Origin of the sequence: Bradyrhizobium tropiciagri (assembly GCF_018130505.1) — a bacterium.
Classification (GTDB): domain Bacteria; phylum Pseudomonadota; class Alphaproteobacteria; order Rhizobiales; family Xanthobacteraceae; genus Bradyrhizobium; species Bradyrhizobium tropiciagri_B.
Genome location: NZ_JAFCKH010000002.1, coordinates 238,900 through 258,124, shown reverse-complemented (window position 1 = coordinate 258,124; position 19,225 = coordinate 238,900). Strand labels below are relative to the sequence as shown.

Below are 19,225 nucleotides of genomic sequence, written 5' to 3'. Positions count from 1 at the left end.
TTGTTAGGGAATCAAGCTTTTGCCGTTCGGCCGGCTCAGCTCATCAGCACGACGCCGCCAGGCAGCGACGTGATGCGCGCGCCGAACAATTGCTCGACCTGGGCGACGAAACTGTCGAGCTTGTCGAGCTGGAAGGTGCCGTTGACCAGACGGCGCTTGAGTTCCGTGCTGGTGATGATGATCTTGCCGGAACGGTAACGGTTCACTTCGTCGACCGCGTTCGCCAGCGGCCGGTCGCGGAAGATCAGAAGTCCGGTCTGCCATGCCGTGACCTGCGATGCGTCGACCGGACGCGACGGCTGCAATCCCGCACGCGAATAGCTGACCTGCTCGGCCTTGCGCAGCTGCACGGTGCGGCCGTCCTGCTCGACACTGACGATGCCGTCGAGACAGGTCACCGAGACCACCCCGTCGAGACAACGCGCGTTGAAATTGGCCTGCACTGCACTGATGCGGCCGTCACGAGCCAGCATCACCAGCGGCATCGACGACAACCGCCTGGCCGCAACCGACGCTTCGCCGGAGATCAGTTCGATCCGGGTTTCGTTCGGCACCGGCCGCAGCGAAAGGCTGGTCTGGGTGTTCAACTCGACCGACACATCCGCAGTCACCATGACCTTGCGATGCTCGCCTTTTCCGGTCCGGTAATCGGCCGAGAACTCCTCGAGCGAGGGCCACATGTCGAGCGGCGGATTGATCATCAAGTAGCCGGCAGCGGCGGCGATGGCGCCGCCGAGCAGCAGGCGGCGCGTGAGCAAATGCGGCGGCCGCCGCTGCACGATCGCGCCCGCGGCCACCGCGCCATGCTCGCCGGCCAGTTCCTGCGCCGCGATGGTGGCGGTGCGGAGCAGCCGTGCGGCCTTCCTGAAGGCATCCTCATGCGCCGGGCTCTGCGCGCGCCAGGTCTGCAAGGCATCGACATCGGCCCGCGTCGGCGCGCCGGCCTTCAGCCGGGCAACCCAATCGAGCGCCTCGTCCAGCAACGGATCGGTGTCGGATGTTCGAAACGGCTCGGTCACGATGGATTGCTCATCACCATGCTCGTCAATGCCCGGCCTCCGGTCGTGTCGAGCGAACGCATGTCGGAGGCTGTCATATAGATGATTCCTGCGGTGTTCGGGGACCGCAATGCATGGCTGCGCAAATCCCGAACAGAAACATCCAGCAATCGCAGCCTGCGCGAGGTCTCGCGTAGAAGACTGCTCAACCGGTGATTTTCATCCGGGCCTGTTTTCAAACGGCTCAACATTTCAGTGAACCCTTCCCAGGCCCCCGACGGTTCCATGAGATGGTTCTCTATTCGATAGACGACTGAAAGCGGGCTAACCCGCAGAACGGAAGTTGAAATTCCTTTAGATTATTATTCTTGATACCAAGTCCCGGGCCGCGCGCAAATCTCTCTGCAGCAAATTTAAAGTCCCGGCACGCGTGAGCGAGCGCTCACCACGTCGCTTTGTTCGCCCGGCGGCATTCGACCGGCCGCGCGCGATCACGAACGCGGCCGCGGGCCTCCGAGGCGCCGGATCAATGTATAATCAAGACAATCCGCGCAATGGCTCAAGGCGAGCTTCAAATCGCTTTCGACGGTGCGCACGCTGACGCCCAGCCGCGTTGCAACGTCATGCGGCGATCGTCCCTCGACCGCGATGCTGTGCAGCACATCGCGCGGCCGCGCCGGCAGATCGGCCAGCGCGCGCTTGAACGCGTCGATATCCGAGCGCGCCTCCACGATCCTTGCCGGGCTAGGGCCGTCATCGCAGACATCGAGCAGCGCGTCGACCTCGGCGGCGCTGACCCGCTGGTTCTGCGCCTTCTGACGATCCTTGGCGATATTGATGGCGATCCGGAAAATATAGTCCGCCGGGCTGCGGATAGGCACCGCGTCGGTCACCCTCTCCAGCCGCAGAAAAGTTTCGTGCAGGGCTTCATAGGCAAAGTCGGACGATCCCAGGCGGCGTGTCAGTTTCTTGACAAGACCGTCATAGTTCTCGACGAGTTGGCCCCGCAGCCGCACTCGATTGACACCAGCCACGTTTCGCGGCCCCCCAGACACCAGCCCGATATCCAGAATTGAATTCTTCTTGAACGTGGCGTCGTCGTAGCGGCCCCGCACAACACATTTATGACGGTAGTAAGATGGCGGCGAAACAACCGTTCGTATGCTGCAATACGATCACATGCGAGTGCGGATCACGTCGCCGGGCATCATCCAAAAGTTGATAGCGGGCATCACAGCACCCGGATCAGGTGGGCTCGAATACCAGCGTGATCTGAATGTTGAGCCGGTCGGGCAGCTCGGATGGGATCAACGGCAAAGGCTGCGCGCGCCGGATCGCATCCACCGCGGCCCGGTCGAGCACCAATTGTCCGGAGCTGGTCTTGACCCAGACGTCCAGCAGAGTGCCGTCCCGCCGCATTGAAAAGAACGTCTCGACGGCGCCGTGCAGCCGTCCGAGCCGCGCCGCGTTCGGGTAACGCTGGTAGCGGGCGACGTGGCGGAGCAACGCCTGTTGAAACTTCGCGGCGATGCTGTTGGGCGGCGCATCGGCGGGCGACGGCGTCGGACGCAGGCTCGGCACCGTCGGCTCGGTCGGCATCGGCTCGCGCGTCGGCGTCGCTGCCGTGTTGTCCGGCGCCTGATCGGAATTCTCCGGCGTCACGTCGGTCCGGCTGGCGAGCGCCGCGGCCGGCGGCTGCGTCACGGGCGCAACCGGGATCGGTGCCGGAGACGGGCTCGGCAGCAGCCGCACCTGCACGATCGAGTTCTGCTCGCGGCTCGCCGGACCGGCCGGCGGTTGCAACCGGATCCAGTAGATGCCGCCGACGAACAACAGCGTCGCGATGGTCGGCACCAGCAGCAGCCGCAGCACCTCGCGCGAGGTCCAGGCACTCGGGTCGTCTGGATAGAACAGCGCGGTCATCGGCCCGGCGCCGGGAACGTGATTGCGTGCGCGTGTGTCGCCGGGGTTCATTGCAGTGACGTCACGCGGATCGCGATCCGCACCGGCTGGGGGGCATTCGCCGGCGTCGCCCGGCTGACGGTCAACCCGCGCAGCGCGGTGGCCACGGCCGCATCGCGGTCCTGATCGCCGGTCGAGCGCAGCAGCTGGGTCCGCAGGATGGTGCGCGATGAATCGATCCACAGATCGAGTATCAGCCGATAGCTGCCGCCGCGGGTCCCGGCATGCTTCTGCAGCGCCTTCTGGATGTCGGTCTGGAGGCTTTCGCTGTAATCATGCAGTGCGCTGCCATCGTCGCCGTCGCTGGTCGCCCGCACCTGCAGCGTTCCGAGCGACAAATCCGCAGAGGCAAGCGGACTCGCCGGCGGGTGGTCGGGCTGCGAAGTGCGCAAGGCGAGCGTGATGGCATCTCGCCGGATGTACTGGACCCGAAGATCGGTCCCGGCCAGCAGCGCATGCAGCGCATCCTCCGGCAACAGCTTGCCGTCGACCGGCATGGATTTGCGGCCGCTGGCGGAGCCGCTCTCATAGAGCACCTGAATGCCGGCCTGCTGACCATAGGCTTGCAGCGCGCTGGCGAGCGGCTGTGCGGGAATGTGGAATTCGACCGGCGGAGAAGCGGCGGCGACCTCGCGCTGCTGCGCGGCGGCGGCGCAAATGCTGGCCATCAACAGCACCGCGCCGATCCCGAGCAGGCATCGCGGCCGCGCGGCGGCACGATCGAACCCGCTCGCTGTGCCAGCGTCATGTAACCCAACTGCTGTCATAGCCTTGCTTCGGCCCAAACGTGACCGCGGATGAACTCGGCCAGCATGTGTGCGTGGATCGGCCTTCCGGCCCCCGGTATCAGCTTTGTTTATATCCGGAATGTGACGGCTGTCTAACCGCGGGCCAATAGGCCGGCGACACGGACCGACGGTTCGGGCCCGTTCATGGCAAGCGGCCACGGCGCTCCGACCGGAACTGACGTGGTGCCGTCCCGGCAAGCAAATCTAGTGCATCCGGACGCATGATGCCTCGCCTGCCGCACGCGGGCGAAGCCGGCTGAACTGGATGTCACACTATAAGACCGTTCGAGACGGGCTAACGCGAAGCGATTCACCGGAAAAATTTCCGCGCCCGACGATCGCAGGCCGGCAACCCCGCGCCGCGCAAGCATCGCGCGGCCGCTTATTGCTTCGGGCCGACCGTGCCGGTGAGCTTCAGCCGCGCCGACCTGACCCAGCCCGAGACGTCCTTGCCGGTGCTGGGGTTGAGGTACATCACGGACGACCAGCCATCGCGGGTTTGCGCATAGGCGACGAGTTCGTCCCTTGGCACCACGAAAACGCCGCGGACCGGACAGTGCAGGTTCGGCGACGAATAGAACTGCACCCGCCGCGTTCCGGTCACCACGCCGGCAAGCGGCGGCGAGAGGATCGGGACGCGCTTGGTGCCTGTCTGCGGCTGCTTGCTGCAGTTCGAAGGCGTCTGCGCGTGGACCGGCGCGCCGAGCGCACCGAGGATCACGACGCTGCAGACGATGCTGGCAATCAAGGCTCTGTCCGACATGACTTCATCTCCCGGATCGGAGCGGGCCGATCCGCATTTGCTTCGCGATATTGGTCGCGCGCCACGGTTAACAGGTTCTCCCGGTGCAATGAAAGTAGCTGCCGCGCGGCATCGTTCGACCCGGCGATCCCTGCGAAGGCCTGGGCCGCGACTGCGCCCTTCGGTTCGGCGCCGGTGCGTGAGAGCGCTCGCCAAGGCTTGCAACCGGCTTACTATGGTACCGTAAACACAACAGACCGCATTCTCAGAATCGTAATCTCGCGGGATCATTCTCCCGGACTGGTTGTGCACGGAGAGCGATGCATGAGTGCGGTGCTGGAGATCTACGACGAGCAGCGACCGGGCGCCGAACCCGAGTTGCGTCACCGGCTCGAACTGCCGAGCGCACGAATGACGGCGCGCGACCTGATCCGTTGCCGCATCGAGGCTGACGTCGCGATCCATAACGCCATCGAGCGCGCGCGCTTCGGCGGCGCCATCGCCGCGCAGGACGCCAACCGCGACGCTGGCAACCAATGGCTGGTGACTCCTGGCGCGGTCGAACGCGCCCTGAACGGCCCGCGCGCCTACGGCCCCGGCATCAAGCCGCGCGCACCCCTGATCGAGAGCGAGCCGTTGATCGAGATCGCGCTCGCGGCGTTCGCGCGCAACGGCTTCTTCATGATCTTCGACGGCCGGCAGGTCGTCGATCTCGACGAAGTCCTGACCGTCGAACAGCACAGCGCCGTGACCTTCCTGCGGCTGGTGCCGCTGGTCGGCGGCTGAGAAACCCGATGCGCTCTCGCGCCTGAAGGATCATCGCAGATGACGATGCTCGATATGTCGACCACCAGGGTGCGTACGCTGGAGGATTGGTCGCCGCACGTTGATCGCGCGCACATCGACATGGCCGCGCTGCTCGCCGACATGCGCCGGTCGGGTGTTGCGGCGCTCGACGAGTTTGCGGGAGAGTGCCTCGATGGCGAAAGGGTGCCCTTCATCGTCGACTATCTTCGGGCATGGCAGATCGCCGGCGCACTGCCCGAGACCGACAGGCTGTTGCTGCTCGGCCGCGCGGCGCAGACTGCGGCGCTCGTCACCTATATTCACCTGACATGGCCCGAGACGATTGAAACCGGCAAGGCCCGCTGCTGGGCCGGCCTCGTTGAAAATGCCGTGGCTTCGATCGCGGACACAAAGCCGCCGCTCGACGACCGGACGGCCGCGGCACTGGCGCGCGCGGCACGCATCAGCGCGCTGATGCCTTTGGAGAAAGCCGGCAGGGTTCATCCGCTGTATGTCGCCGACATCCTCGCCGGCTGCACGCCCGAGCCGATGAGCGACGCGCAGCGGCAGGCGCTCGCCGACGTCGCCGACCTGATTGATGGGCTGGCCTGGGATCCGCATCGCTATGCAGATGCGATCCGCGCCGTGGAGCCGTTGTACCAACGGCTCGGGCGTGCGTTTTCCGACAGCGTGCTGTTTCAGCGCAGAGAGCGGGCCACGGAGACGGCGCGTCTCGCCGTCGCCTATGTCTGCGAGGGGGCAAGCCCACCGATCAAGGCCTGGCTCGAGGCGCTTTGCCAGAGATCCCCGGATAGCAAGACAGAGGAGCTGCGGAACTCGTTCCCGGCGGAGGTCCTGGCGTTGACCGCATCGGCAAAGGCAGACGCGCTCGGCATGATGGCCGAAGCGAACCGCCGCAAGGAGGCGCTGGAGGCAAAGCAGATTGCCGACTTTCCATCCTTTGCGGAGTATTCAAACTACGCATCGATCGGCAGCGTGACCTATTACGGCTCCGGTCCGTTTGGGAATTTGCTGCGCCAGCTTCTCAAGGCCAAGCTTGTCGCCGGCGACGCCGCGGCGGCCGCCTTGCTCACCGCGATGCCCGTCGTGAAGATCCTGGAGGACCTTCGGATCGTCAACACCGCGATCGCAACGATGAAAGCCGAAGCAGCTCCGCAAACCATCGCAGCCGCCGGCGCATATCTGGCGTGGCTCGAAAAGAAGGACTGGAGCTGGGCTTCCGCCAAGGAAAAGTCCTATGGCGTCCAGGCCGTGCACCGCCTCAAGACCGCGCTCGCCGACACCGGCGCCGCGGCAAGCGGCAAGCCTGCAGCCGAGGAGCCGTTGCCGCCGCGCCCGGTCCTGAACGGGTGGGCCAACTCCGTTGCGTTCGAGAAAGCGCTGACGGCCTACTATGGCGAGCTCACCGAGCTGCGCAAATGTACCCGGCAGGATATCGCTTTCGTCGAGAACTACCTGAGGGGACCCGAGCGCCCGGCGACGCCATACAAGGTCACCGAAGAGACGACACAGGAACAGTTCGACGAGCAGTGGGCGATACGCCACTGGGCGACCTATTCGCGGCTGTTCCGGCCGGCACTCCTGGACCGGATGCGGAAGGCGGCAGAGGTCCCCGCGGAGTTTCACGCGGCGTGGAAGGAGCTGCATCTCCACACCTATGAGCTCGAGGGCAAGAGTGCGCCGTCGGAAAAATGGCTCAAGGCCGCGCGCCAGTCGATGGCGAGCCTGAGTGCGGATCAGCGCGTCGCGTTTCTGACCACGGTCCTCGACCTGCTGACACCGGAGCTGGGATCGCCGACCGATCTGCTCGCGCGCGCGATCATCTATCTCTCGGCCGATTGGGCGGCGGATGTCGTTGGGCCGATCCTGACCCGCCACGCGCAGCAGCATTGCTTCGATACCATTCCCAGCTGGGGCATGCGCAACGAGCGCCTCGGCAACGCCTGTCTGTGGGCCCTGATCCATCTGCCTGACGGCGGCGGCGTGCGCTATCTCGCCCGCCTGCTGTCGCGCGTGAAATATCCGAAGGTGAAGAAGCGGATCGAGGCGGCGCTGAACGAGGCGACGGCCGCCGCCGGCATCAGCCGCGGCGAGCTCGACGAATTGTCGATCCCGACTCATGACCTCGACGCGCGCGGCACTGCCGAGATCGCGGTCGGCGACGGCGCGGCGTTGCTTTCGATCGCGGGCACCGCTTCGGTCGAGGTGACGTGGCGCGCCGCCAACGGGAAAGTGTCCAGATCGGTTCCGGCCGCGCTCAAGGAGCACAAGGACGCCATCAAGTCGGTCAAGGCGCTCGCCAAGGAGATCGAGGCCGATCTCTCGGTGCAGCCGCAACGCCTGCAACGTTCGTGGCTCGAAGACCGGCGCTGGACGGCCGAAACCTGGCGGCAGCGCTACGCGGAGCATCCGCTGGTCGGCGCGCTCAGTCGCCGGCTGATCTGGAACGTGCACCACGCAGACGACCGCGTCGCCGGCGTGTGGACCGGTAACGGCATGACCGACGTCCGAGGCAAGCCGGTCTCGATCGACGGTGCCGACATTACGCTGTGGCATCCGATCGGCTGCACGGTCGAGGAAGTGATGGCCTGGCGCGCAAGGCTCGACGCGATGGAGATCACGCAGCCGTTCAAGCAGGCGCACCGCGAAGTCTATCTCTTAACCGACGCCGAACGGCGCACCAGCGCCTATTCCAACCGGTTTGCCGGGCACATCGTCAAGCAGCACCAGTTCATGGCGTTGGCGCGCCTCAACGGCTGGATGGTGACGCACCGGATCTGGGCCGATCGGCCCAACGACGAGCCGACCCACATCGTGCTGCCGCGGCACGGCCTGATCGCCGAGCTCTGGACCGAGGGCGCCGGCGGCGACGATCCCGAGGTCAATGATGCGCAGGCCTATCTCTATCTGACCACCGACCGGGTCGGCTTCTACCGGATCGCGGATCCGGCCGAGAAGGTCACCGCGGCGGCGCGCGGCCCGCGACGGGGAGAAGCCGTCAGCATCGCGGATGTCCCGCCGCTGGTGCTGTCCGAGGTGATGCGCCATTGCGACCTGTTCGTCGGCGTCGCTTCCGTGGCGAACGATCCCAACTGGACCGACGGCGGCGAGGCCGCCGAACATCCCAACCAGTGGCGCCGCACGGTCGGCGCCAATTACTGGCGGTCACAGGCGTTCGGCGATCTCGGCATGATGGCCGAAACGCGCCTCGCGCTGCTGCGCGCGCTGCTGCCTCGTCTCGCCATCGGCAAGGTCTCGCGCATCATCGACGACAAATATCTGCGCGTCGAGGGCAAGCTGCGCGCATACAAGATCCACCTCGGCTCCGGCAACATCCTGATCGAGCCCACCGATCAGTATCTGTGCATCGTCCCGGCGTCCGCGGGCGAGGTCAAAGTGCGCCTGCCGTTCGAGGGCGACAACATGCTGTCGATCATCCTTTCGAAGGCGGCGATGCTCGCTGCCGACGATGAGATCACCGACCGCAGCATCCTGAGCCAGTTCCAGCGGTGAAATGGCGCATGGTAACAGCCTCCACTTACACGGAGCGGCCCCTCAAGCTATCCTGATAGGCCCGGGATGGAGATTTGTGCAAGATGGCGAAGATCGTGTTCGGAATGAACGTGTCGCTCGACGGCTATGTCGACCATGACAGATTTGCGCCGGGCCCCGCGCTGTTCCGTCACTTCATCGAGCAGGTGCGCGGCCTGACCGGCAGCGTGTACGGCCGCGGCCTGTACGAGCTGATGCGCTATTGGGATGATAACCATCCCGAGTGGACGCCGGAGCTGCGCGAGTTCGCGGTGGCCTGGCGCAACCAGCCGAAATGGATCGTCTCACGATCCCTGAAGTCGGTCGGCCCCAACGCCACGCTCGTCGCTGACAACGTCGAGGCGACGATACGCCGGCTGAAGGCCGAGCACGTCGGGAGGATCGACATTGGCGGACCTGTCCTTGCAGGAAGCCTCGCCGACCCTAGCCTAATCGACGAGTATCAGCTCTACGTCCGCCCCGTCGTGCTCGGTCACGGCAGACCATTCTTCACCGGCCCCCGCCCACCGCTGCGCCTGATCGCCAACGAGCGCGTCGGCGAGGACACGGTCAGACTGACCTACGCTCCCGCGTGAATCCTGGCGCGTGCCCGGCACGGCCCGGCATTGCGCATCGCGGCAATGATGGATTCGGCGGATTGGCGCGCCCGGAACGAGGCGACCGCCGCCCAGCTACCAACGTCTGCCCATGGCGCCATCAGAGCTGCGCTCGCAGACGTACTCGGCAGCGCTTGATTTCGGTGTCGCTCAGGCCAGCGCGCTTTACCGTGCCTGTAGCGCAATGCGCCGCAGTCGATCTCCGACTGGATAGTCGGCGACGATCTCGTGCTAGCTGCTAGAACCCGGACGCGAGGCGATGTGGAACAGCCTCTTTGCCCCGCCGATGATTGATTTGAGCGCGGGCATCATCCGGATAAGCCAGTCCGGCGCCCCGATATGGCGAAGCACCTCGATTTCACCATTAGCATAGCGCTCGCTGGCGTGAGCATCGCTAAAGTAGTCTGTATTGGCCGGATACGAATGCAAATATCCTGCAATGTCTTGCTGTAGTCCGGTGCCGTCCGGCAATCGAACAGCAAAGGCGCGTTCTCGACGAAAGCAGATTGCTTCGATCCTCGCGCGCTGCTCTTCATCATATCCGATCCCGTATCGCTCCAGTCTTGCGTGCGTGGCTTCGTGTACGATAGCCGAAGCGATGCGCTCTACACTCGTTGCCGAATTGGCGACAAATCGCTCGTCGAGCACACAGGCTTTCAGTGCACGCTTGTATTCGGCAAGCCCGTCCGGCAGCAGGTAGATCCAAATGCGCTCAAGATCCCTAGTAATGCGTGAGTAGTGCAAGGGACTATGCTGCTTTACTAGGAGAAGCGCATGTTCAACGCGCGACAAGTGCTCCGGCGCAAAGTAGGATCCGATCCAAATCCCATCGACCTTCCGGCCAGAGGATGCCGCCAGTTGCATCCTGTAGATTAGGCTCGGACGAACCTTGAGCGGCTTCTGGCGTTCCTTGCGCATCGTGAACTCGGCATTTGACGGCTGATTGATACGGCACGGTCCTTTCGGCCCGCCTACCGGCACCACCGAAATTCTTATCGACTGCGCTAAGGTTCGCTAACGAAAGCCGAGTTGGACTCGGTTCAGCCTGCGAGGTGAAGCGGCGGAGGTTTCTTCCGTCCACGACAATCCTTGCGGAATGGCGCGCCATTCAGGACAAATCCACGAAACTCATACATAATTGAAATTACACGCGATTTTCTCACCGTATTGGTCGACCGCCGTGGGCGCCGACTTCGGCCTCACCCGTAGTCGTCCGGAAGTTCGGCACGCCTTACGACAGCGTGCACCTTTCGCTGCGGGATCGTGTATTGTCGTCGAAAGCCGTCGAAGCTTCGATACCGCCGATCAATCGATCGCGGCGCTCGAAGGGATGCACTCCAGAACAAGCTGATGATCGCGGCTGCGATCGGACGGCACGGCAAAATGGAGGACATTATGGCGTGGCGCGATGACAAGGCCCGGGCAACCCTCATCCGCGATGCCGCGGGCAGCGTACCAGCGGGCAAGAGCCCCCGTGCCTTTGCCGAGCCCCTGTTCGGCTACACCAACATCGAGGATCTCGCCAATTACGATGCCGCCTCGCTCGCGCTCCTGGCGGAGCAGGCCTGGGAGCACGTCCAGCGGCGCACGGCCGGCAGCGCCGATATCCGCGTCGTCAACCCGACATTGCCGAACGGGCGCGAGATTTCCGTGCTCGAAATCCTCAACGACAATATGCCCTTCCTGTTCGATTCCACCATCGCGGAGCTCGCCGAGCAGGGCATCGAAGTCAGCCTCGTCGCGCACCCGATCATCGCCGTGGAGCGCGATGACGAGGGCAAGCTGCTGCGGTTCTACGGGGAAGCACTGCCGGAGGGAGCCAAGGGCGCGCGGGAAAGCCTGATTCACTTCCACATCACCCGCCTGGACGCCGATGCCGATCGCCAGAAGCTGATCGACGGCCTGACCATAACGTTGAGCAATGTGCGCGCCTGCGTCGCGGACTGGCGCGCCATGCGGGACCGCGTCGAGGAAGCGATCAAGACGTTCTCTTCAAATCCGCCGCCGCTGCCGATCGACGAGGTCGCCGAAGCCAATCAATTCCTGCAATGGCTCTGCGCGGACAATTTCACCTTCCTCGGCGTGCGCGAGTATCGCTTCTCGCCCGACGGCGAGGCGTCGGACGACATCACGACCGGCGAAGGCCTCGGCATCCTGCGCGATCCGGACGTGAAGGTGCTGCGCCGCGGCAACGACATGGTGGTGATGACGCCGGAAATCCGCGAGTTCATGCACGAGCCGACGCTGCTCATCGTCATCAAGGCCAATGTCTCCAGCCGCGTCCATCGCCGCATCCGGATGGACTATGTGGGCATCAAGCTCTATTCGCCCGACGGCCGGCTCGAGGGCGAACTGCGCGTCGTCGGCCTGTTCACCTCGGGCGCCTACACCCGATCGGTCAGGCAGATCCCTTATGTGCGCCACAAGGTTTCGCGGGTGCTGCAGCGCGCGGGCTTCGACCCGAACGGCCATTCCGGCAAGGCGCTGATGCACATTCTGGAAGATTATCCGCGTGACGAGCTGTTCCAGATCGACGTCGACACGCTCTACAATTTCGTCATCGAGATCCTGATCCTCTACGAGCGCCCGCGCGTCCGGGCGCTGGCGCGGGTCGACAAGTTCGATCGCTTCGTCTCCATCCTCACCTTCATTCCACGCGACAAATACGACACCGACGTCCGCACGCGGGTCGGAAGCTTTTTGGCGCAGGCCTACAAGGGCAGGCTGTCCGCCTCCTACGTATCATTCCCCGAAGGAGCGCTGGCGCGCGTCCACTTCATCATCGGGCGCTATGAAGGCAAGACGCCCGTCGTCGAGCACACCGCGCTTGAAGCCGGGATCAGCGCCATTGCCGCAACCTGGGCTGACAAGCTGAAGGCCGCACTCGCTGCGTCGACCGACGGCATGCGGGCGCGCATGCTTGCCAGCCGATACGGCCAGGCCTTTAGCGGCGGCTACACCGAGGTGTTCGGCGCGGAGCAGGCGATCACCGACATCACGACCGTCGAAAAGCTGACGTCGGCTCGTCCGGTGACGATCTCGGTCTACCGCGTCGCTGGCGACGATCCGAGACATTTCGGCCTCAAGGTGTTCTCGGACGCCGTACCGCTGTCGTTGTCCTATCGCGTGCCGGTGATCGAAAATCACGGCCTGCGCGTGGTCGATGAACGCACCTACAAGATCACGCCCGGCAACCGACCGGAGCCGGTGTGGCTGCACGACATGACGATCGAGACCAGCGACGGCCAGCCGATCGAGATCAACCCGGAATTCAGCCATCGCCTGGAAGCCTCGATCATGGCTGTGGTCACCGATCGCGCCGAATCCGACGGATATAACGGCCTGATCCTGCGCACCGCGCTGAGCTGGCGGGAAGTCTCGACCATCCGGGCGTTGTCGCGCTATCTGCACCAGATCCGCGCTCCGTTCACCCAGGACTACATGTGGGAGACCCTGCGCAAGAACGCCGCGATCACGGCCACCCTGGTCGCGCTATTCCAGACCCGCCTCGATCCGCGCCTCGTCTTGACGGATGCCGAGCGCTCGGCACGCGAGACGGCGTTGCTCGCCGAGTTCGAGGAGCAGCTCAAATCCGTCGCCTCGCTCGATGAAGACCGCATCCTGCGCCGTTTCGCCAATCTGGTGCAGGCGACCGTTCGCACCAATCTGTGGCAGACCGGCGAGGACGGACATCCGCGCCCGGTGATCTCCTTCAAGTTCGAGGCGCGCCGGATCGACGACTTGCCCGCGCCACGGCCGCTCTACGAGATCTTCGTCTATTCCCCCCGTGTCGAAGGCATTCACCTGCGCTTCGGCAAGGTTGCGCGCGGCGGCTTGCGCTGGTCCGACCGGCCGCAGGATTTCCGCACCGAGATCCTTGGCCTCGTGAAAGCGCAGCAGGTCAAGAACGCCGTGATCGTGCCGGTCGGCGCCAAGGGCGGCTTCGTGCCCAAGCGCCTGCCGCCACCTTCCAATCGCGACGCCTGGCTCGCGGAGGGCACCGAAGCCTATCGCATCTTCGTTCGCTCGCTGCTCGAACTCACCGACAATCTCGACGGCGACATCGTCGTGCCGCCCGAATCCACCGTGCGTTATGACGGCGATGACCCCTACCTCGTCGTTGCCGCCGACAAGGGCACCGCCACCTTCTCCGACGTCGCCAACGCGATCTCGGCCGAGAAGAACCACTGGCTCGGCGATGCCTTTGCGTCCGGTGGCAGCCAGGGCTACGACCACAAGAAGATGGGGATCACGGCGCGCGGCGCCTGGGAGGCGGTCAAGCGCCACTTCCGCGAGCTCGGTACCGACATTCAGACCATGCCGTTTACCGCGGTCGGCGTCGGCGACATGTCGGGCGACGTGTTCGGCAATGGCATGCTGCTCTCGCCGGCGACAAGGCTCGTGGCGGCTTTCGATCATCGCGACATCTTCATCGATCCCTCGCCCGATCCATCGACCAGCTTCGCCGAGCGCAAGCGGCTGTTCGATCTGCCGCGATCGAGCTGGCAGGACTACAACAAATCGCTGATCTCGCAGGGCGGCGGCGTGTTCTCGCGTTCGCTCAAGGCGATCCCGCTCGCGCCGGAAGTACGCGCGCTGCTCGATCTCGACAAGCCGCAGGCTACGCCTTTCGAGGTGATGACGGCGATCCTGAAGGCTCGCGCGGACCTGTTGTGGTTCGGCGGCATCGGCACCTACATCCGCTCCTCCGCGGAAAGCGACGATCAGGCCGGGGACCGCGCCAACGATCCGATCCGCATCACCGGTGGCGACGTGCGCGCCCGGGTGATCGGCGAGGGCGCCAACCTCGGCGTGACCCAGCGCGGCCGCATTGAAGCGGCGCAGAAGAGCGTCAGGCTCAACACCGACGCCATCGACAATTCGGCCGGCGTGAACACGTCCGACGTCGAGGTCAATATCAAGGTCGCGCTGGCGCGCCCCGAGCGCGAGGGACGCCTCAGTCCGGCTGACCGCAACAGCCTGCTTGCCGCGATGACCGAGGAGGTCGGCACGCTGGTGCTGCGCAACAACTACCTGCAGACGCTGGCGCTCTCGCTGGCCGAGCGCAAGGGTGTGGCCGAGACCGGCTTCCTCACCCGCCTGATGCAGTCGCTCGAACTTCGCGGCCTGCTCAGCCGCGCGGTCGAGTTCCTGCCCGACGACGCCGCGCTTACGGAGCGCACACGGCGCGGCCAGTTCCTGACGCGGCCCGAGCTTGCCGTGTTGCTCGCCTACGCCAAGCTGACCCTCTACGACGACCTGCTCGAGACCGGCGTGCCAGACGATCCCTATCTTGCCCGCGAGCTCTCCCAGTATTTTCCGCGCGAGGTTGAGGACAAATTCCCGACCGCGGCCGAAATGCATCGCCTGCGGCGGGAGATCATCGCGACCAGTCTCGCCAATGCGGTGATCAATCGCGGCGGCCCGGCCTGTGTGGTGCGCCTGATCGACGAGACCGACGCCGATGTCGCGACCATCGTCATGGCCTATGTGGCGGTCGATGAATGCTACGGGCTGAGATGGCTCAATGACGCGATCGATGCACTCGACGCCTGCATCGACGGGCAGCTGCAGCTGTCCCTCTACGCTTCGGTTCAGGACCTGCTGCTCTCCCGCATGGTCTGGTACGTGCGCAATGTCGATTTCAAGGATGGACTGGAGACCGTCGTCGCGCGCTTCGGCCCGGCCATCCGCCAGATCGTCGCCGGGCTCGACACTGCGCTACCGCCGGACCTGCAGGCCGCGCGCGTCAAGCGGCGGCAGGAACTCGCCGACGCCGGCGTCCCGGCCGGCCTCGCCGGCGAGCTCGCCGATCTCGACGCCCTGGTCTCGGCGCCCGACATCGTGACGGTTGCCGAGCGCACCACGCGCCCCATCGGCGATGCCGCCGCGACCTTCTACGCCGCCGAGGCGAATTTCCGTCTCGACCGCATCATCGCCGCCGCACGCAATGTGCCGGCGAACGATTATTTCGAACGCATGGCGATCGATCGCGCCGTCGAGCAGATCGCCGGCGCTGAAAGGAGACTGGCTGCGGATATGCTGGCGACCGGCCAGTCCGGCCAGCAGGCCGTCGAGACCTGGCTCGCGGCCCACCCCGAAGCGGCGCGCATCCGCCGCTCGGTCGAGGAGATCGCCGCCAGTGGCCTGACCCTCGCCAAGCTGACGGTGGCGGCAAACCTGCTGGGGGACCTGGTCAAGGCCTGAGAGACCGCGATGTAGGACGTGCAATGCAAGTGGGGGCGTAGCCGGCGAACGGAGGAATCCAATGATCCATGCCACTTGCCATACCGCCGACAATGTCCGCTGCATCGAGTTCGATGCGACGCCGTGGTTCAACGAGGCCGACGCGCCGAGCATCGTCGATCTGGCCCAACGAGGTTGGGCCAGTCCGGCGATTGCAGATTCGCTCGAGCGCCGACGCGGATGAAGGCCTGCACGACCTCGTCGAATATGCAGCGAAGCGACTGCAAGGGGAATCGCTGGAGGACCCGACCTGGGACACCTTTGAGTGCGTCGTCGACGGACCCGAGGCCCTCGCCTGGCTCAGGAAAAACCGGCCAACGTTGCGGCAAGGATCCCGTGAGGTACGGGACGCGCAGCAAGAGCCGCGGTTCTGATCTGGCCTGATCGCTACAACGACCTAACGAGCAGCATGTCAGGGATTGGCGATTGGGAAACTGATATTGGGATGCGGCGTCCAGGGCTCCGTGCTCGGCTCATTGCTGTCGACGCCGCTTCCGGCAGCGGCCTTAGGTGCGGGCCTCTGCGCAACGATCCGATCAGTGTTCCCCTTGAACATGATTGCCTTGCCGTCGACGAAGATGGCCTGATGATGGCGCAGCGTCGGCTTGGCTCCTAATTGACAGCATACTGATGATAAGTATACTGTTAAACTGCGACCAGATGACGGAGGGAGCATCGATGCAGTTTCACCAGAATGGCTTTGTGCCGGGCGATCCTACCATCTCCGATCCCGCGGAGCGTCATCCGGCTCCCTCTACCTCCGAGCCCCTGCCGCGGGAGGTCGACGTCCTTATCGTCGGGTGCGGTCCGGCAGGCCTGACACTCGCGGCACAACTCGCCGCGTTCGGCGACATCACGACCTGCATCGTCGAGCAGAAGCCCGGCCGGCTCCTGGTCGGCCAGGCCGACGGCGTCGCCTGCCGCACCATGGAGATGTTCCACGCCTATGGCTTCAGCGAGCGCGTGCTGAAGGAGGCATACTGGGTCAACGAGACGAGCTTCTGGAAGCCCGACGACCGCAACAAGCACAATATCGTCCGCAGCGGCTGGGTGCAGGATGTCGAGGACGGACTGTCCGAGTTTCCGCATGTGATCCTGAATCAGGCCCGCGTGCACGACTGCTTCCTTGATGTCATGCGTCACTCGCCCGCCAAGCTCGAGCCGCATTATTCGCGCCGCCTGCTCGACCTTCAGATCGATCCAGCCGCGCGCTTCGAAGATCATGCGGTAACGGCAAGGCTTGAACGGATCGATCCCGAGCATCAGGGGCAGGTCGAAACCGTCAAGGCGCGTCATGTCGTTGGCTGTGACGGCGCGCACTCGACCGTGCGCAAGGCAATCGGCCGCGAGCTGCACGGCGATTCCGCCAACCACGCCTGGGGCGTCATGGACGTGCTTGCGGTCACCGACTTTCCCGACATCCGCTTCAAGTCGCTGATCCAGTCGGCCGGAGAAGGCAGCGTTCTCATCATTCCCCGTGAAGGCGGCTACATGGTGCGGCTCTATGTCGAGCTTGCCAAGCTCGAGGTCGGCGAGCGTGTCGCGAACCGCAACATCACCTCCGACGAGGTGATTGCGAAGGCGCAGCGGATTCTCGCGCCCTACACATTGGAGGTGAAAGAGATCCCGTGGTGGTCGGTCTACGAGATCGGCCAGCGTCTGGCCGACAAGTTCGACGACGTGCCGGAGGATCAGGTGGCAAGCCGCTTGCCGCGCGTCTTCATTACCGGCGATGCCTGCCACACCCACAGCCCGAAGGCGGGCCAGGGCATGAACGTGTCCATGCAGGACGCCTTCAATCTCGGCTGGAAGCTGGCTGCAGTCCTGCACAAGCGCTGCGCGCCGCATTTGCTGCATACTTACTCCGCAGAACGCCAGGCGGTTGCGAAGGAGTTGATCGACTTCGACCGCGAGTGGGCGGCAATATTGGGCTCTGCCGAAGGTGCCGATCCCGCCAGGACCCAGCACTATTTCGTCCAGCACGGACGCTACACGGCGGGCACGGCGGCGCAATACCGTCAGTCGGCTCTCACGGGCGAAGCGCGCTACCAGCATCTGGCCAAAGGCTTCGTGATCGGCAAGCGCTTCCACTCGGCGCCAGTCATTCGTCTTGCCGATGCCAAGCCGATTCACCTCGGTCATGTTGCCGAAGCCGACGGCCGCTGGCGCATCTACGCTTTCGCCGGCAGCGGCGATCCGACCGCCGCCGACTCCGGCGTCCGCCGCTTATGCGACTTCCTCGCCGAGGGCCCGCAATCGCCGGTGCGGCGCTACACGCCACATGGAGCCGACATCGATGCGGTGATCGATGTCCGCGCCATCCTCCAGCAGCCCCATCGCGAGCTCGCGCTTGACGCAATGCCCGCCGTGCTGCTGCCGCGTAAGGGACGTTACGCCCTGCGCGACTATGAAAAGATGTTCTGCCCCGACCTGAAGAGCGGCCACGACATCTTCGCCACGCGCGGCATCGACCGCGAGGCGGGATGCATGGTCGTGGTGCGGCCCGATCAATATGTCGCCCATGTGCTGCCGCTCGACGCTTACGCCGCGCTCGCGGCGTTCTTCGACGGCCTCATGCTGTAGGCTGAAAGAAGACAGCAAACGCGACGCAAACCGACGGCCCAAAGACCGCCGTGCAATCAAGGTAAGCGGTGGCGCAGCAAGAAAAGCGCAACGAAAACAACAATGAGCACGGCAAAGATGACCCGATGCCATTGACCGCATGCGTTGAAGTTAAGGAAGGCGCAGGATTATCCCAAGATTTCAGGTGCCAACCGATCATCCACGACGCGCACTTTGACAAGGATACTCGCCGATTTGAGGTCGTAGTTAGCAACGGCTACATCACCCAAGGGTTCTGGGAGCAGTTTCGACGAGAAGCGCCCGAGCAGTTCGCGAGGCTTCTTGCTTCTGGGCGCGCGGGCGATCCGTCGAAGCCAGACGACCTTTACATAGAGATAGGTACTTGCAGCCCATCGTAGGGCTCTTGCGATTGGATTGGCACGCCAGGGGGTTGGCAGACGTGGGCGAAGGCGTATTGATCGGCGACGGCCGTTGTTGGGTTCGTCTAACGAAGAGCGGCCCTGCAAATGAACTGGGCTATCCCACCATCATCGATGCTCGGGCAGGTCCATTCCAAGGCGCTGTGTTGGACGAGACTGTCGGTGTCGAGCCCTTCCGCACCCAGCTCATCGCGCTTCATAAAACCCTGAAGGGTGAAGCCAAACTCAGCAGCTATGAAGGGCTTGAAGTAGTTCTGGTCGGAAATGGGAGGGGCGGCATTGGCGTCCACGTCCAGATAGTTGCCGACCACGTGGCGCCGATACGACTTAAGTTTTCGTTTGGCATAGACCAGTCATATCTACCAGCCGTTATCCAGCAGATCGATGCCGAGTTTCCGCCGCCCTATCGGGTGGAGATTGCGCCATGAGTTGGCACCGCGCGGCAAAGCTGGATGAACCAGCGAGGCACTACCGTTTGGCTTCGTTGCGCCGTTGCCGGTGGTCACAAAAGGTGGTACGAGCAAGCAAGCAG

Annotated in this window: 15 protein-coding genes; 8 read left to right on the top strand and 7 right to left on the bottom strand. The window is 64.4% G+C overall.

Going from position 1 to position 19,225, the window contains the following annotated elements; translation table 11 throughout:
* Positions 1-35: 35 nt before the first annotated feature.
* The 6 genes from JQ633_RS05490 to JQ633_RS05465 form a co-directional block, all read right to left on the bottom strand.
* The gene (locus JQ633_RS05490) at positions 36-1,019 is read right to left on the bottom strand and encodes a FecR family protein (protein ID WP_211983240.1); all 984 of its coding nucleotides are present in this window, start codon (positions 1,017-1,019) and stop codon (positions 36-38) included.
* Positions 1,016-1,285: a hypothetical protein gene (locus tag JQ633_RS05485; RefSeq protein ID WP_211983238.1), complete on the bottom strand. Its 270-nt coding sequence runs from the start codon at positions 1,283-1,285 to the stop codon at positions 1,016-1,018. The genes JQ633_RS05490 and JQ633_RS05485 overlap by 4 nt, the downstream gene beginning before the upstream one ends.
* A 204-nt stretch (positions 1,286-1,489) precedes the next feature.
* The gene (locus JQ633_RS05480; RefSeq protein ID WP_349631523.1) at positions 1,490-2,113 is read right to left on the bottom strand and encodes an RNA polymerase sigma factor; all 624 of its coding nucleotides are present in this window, start codon (positions 2,111-2,113) and stop codon (positions 1,490-1,492) included.
* A 130-nt stretch (positions 2,114-2,243) separates the two neighbouring features.
* Entirely contained in the window at positions 2,244-2,921 is a 678-nt protein-coding gene (locus JQ633_RS05475; protein ID WP_249158845.1) for an energy transducer TonB family protein, read from the bottom strand.
* A gap of 47 nt (positions 2,922-2,968) precedes the next feature.
* Positions 2,969-3,628 (bottom strand): energy transducer TonB, encoded by a 660-nt coding sequence (locus tag JQ633_RS05470; RefSeq protein WP_211983234.1) that lies wholly within the window; start codon positions 3,626-3,628, stop codon positions 2,969-2,971.
* A gap of 502 nt (positions 3,629-4,130) precedes the next feature.
* Positions 4,131-4,511 (bottom strand): hypothetical protein, encoded by a 381-nt coding sequence (locus JQ633_RS05465; protein WP_211983232.1) that lies wholly within the window; start codon positions 4,509-4,511, stop codon positions 4,131-4,133.
* A gap of 303 nt (positions 4,512-4,814) precedes the next feature.
* On the opposite strand from JQ633_RS05465, the gene JQ633_RS05460 reads away from it, so the two are divergent.
* From JQ633_RS05460 to JQ633_RS05450, 3 genes are all read left to right on the top strand, one after another.
* On the top strand, positions 4,815-5,276 hold the full coding sequence (locus JQ633_RS05460; protein ID WP_211983230.1) for a hypothetical protein: 462 nt from the start codon (positions 4,815-4,817) through the stop codon (positions 5,274-5,276).
* A gap of 39 nt (positions 5,277-5,315) precedes the next feature.
* Positions 5,316-8,810 carry a DUF4132 domain-containing protein gene (locus JQ633_RS05455; protein WP_211983228.1) on the top strand — a complete coding sequence of 1,165 codons (3,495 nt, stop codon included), beginning with the start codon at positions 5,316-5,318 and terminating at the stop codon, positions 8,808-8,810.
* Between the two features lie 83 nt (positions 8,811-8,893).
* Entirely contained in the window at positions 8,894-9,424 is a 531-nt protein-coding gene (locus JQ633_RS05450; RefSeq protein WP_211983226.1) for a dihydrofolate reductase family protein, read from the top strand.
* A gap of 252 nt (positions 9,425-9,676) precedes the next feature.
* Here JQ633_RS05450 and JQ633_RS05445 read toward each other — a convergent pair whose 3' ends face one another.
* Positions 9,677-10,363 (bottom strand): hypothetical protein, encoded by a 687-nt coding sequence (locus JQ633_RS05445; RefSeq protein WP_211983224.1) that lies wholly within the window; start codon positions 10,361-10,363, stop codon positions 9,677-9,679.
* 465 nt (positions 10,364-10,828) lie between these two features.
* Here JQ633_RS05445 and JQ633_RS05440 point away from each other — a divergent pair, with 465 nt between their 5' ends.
* From JQ633_RS05440 to JQ633_RS05420, 5 genes are all read left to right on the top strand, one after another.
* A complete protein-coding gene (locus tag JQ633_RS05440) occupies positions 10,829-15,652 on the top strand; it encodes an NAD-glutamate dehydrogenase (RefSeq protein WP_211984121.1) in 4,824 nt (1,607 codons plus the stop codon).
* Between the two features lie 61 nt (positions 15,653-15,713).
* On the top strand, positions 15,714-15,875 hold the full coding sequence (locus tag JQ633_RS35145; RefSeq protein ID WP_249158843.1) for a hypothetical protein: 162 nt from the start codon (positions 15,714-15,716) through the stop codon (positions 15,873-15,875).
* 494 nt (positions 15,876-16,369) lie between these two features.
* Positions 16,370-18,274, top strand: coding sequence for an FAD-binding monooxygenase (locus JQ633_RS05430; protein WP_211983222.1), 1,905 nt, complete (start codon positions 16,370-16,372; stop codon positions 18,272-18,274).
* A 68-nt stretch (positions 18,275-18,342) separates the two neighbouring features.
* A complete protein-coding gene (locus tag JQ633_RS05425) occupies positions 18,343-18,672 on the top strand; it encodes a hypothetical protein (RefSeq protein WP_211983220.1) in 330 nt (109 codons plus the stop codon).
* Between the two features lie 41 nt (positions 18,673-18,713).
* A complete protein-coding gene (locus JQ633_RS05420) occupies positions 18,714-19,121 on the top strand; it encodes a WapI family immunity protein (RefSeq protein WP_211983218.1) in 408 nt (135 codons plus the stop codon).
* Positions 19,122-19,225: the final 104 nt, after the last annotated feature.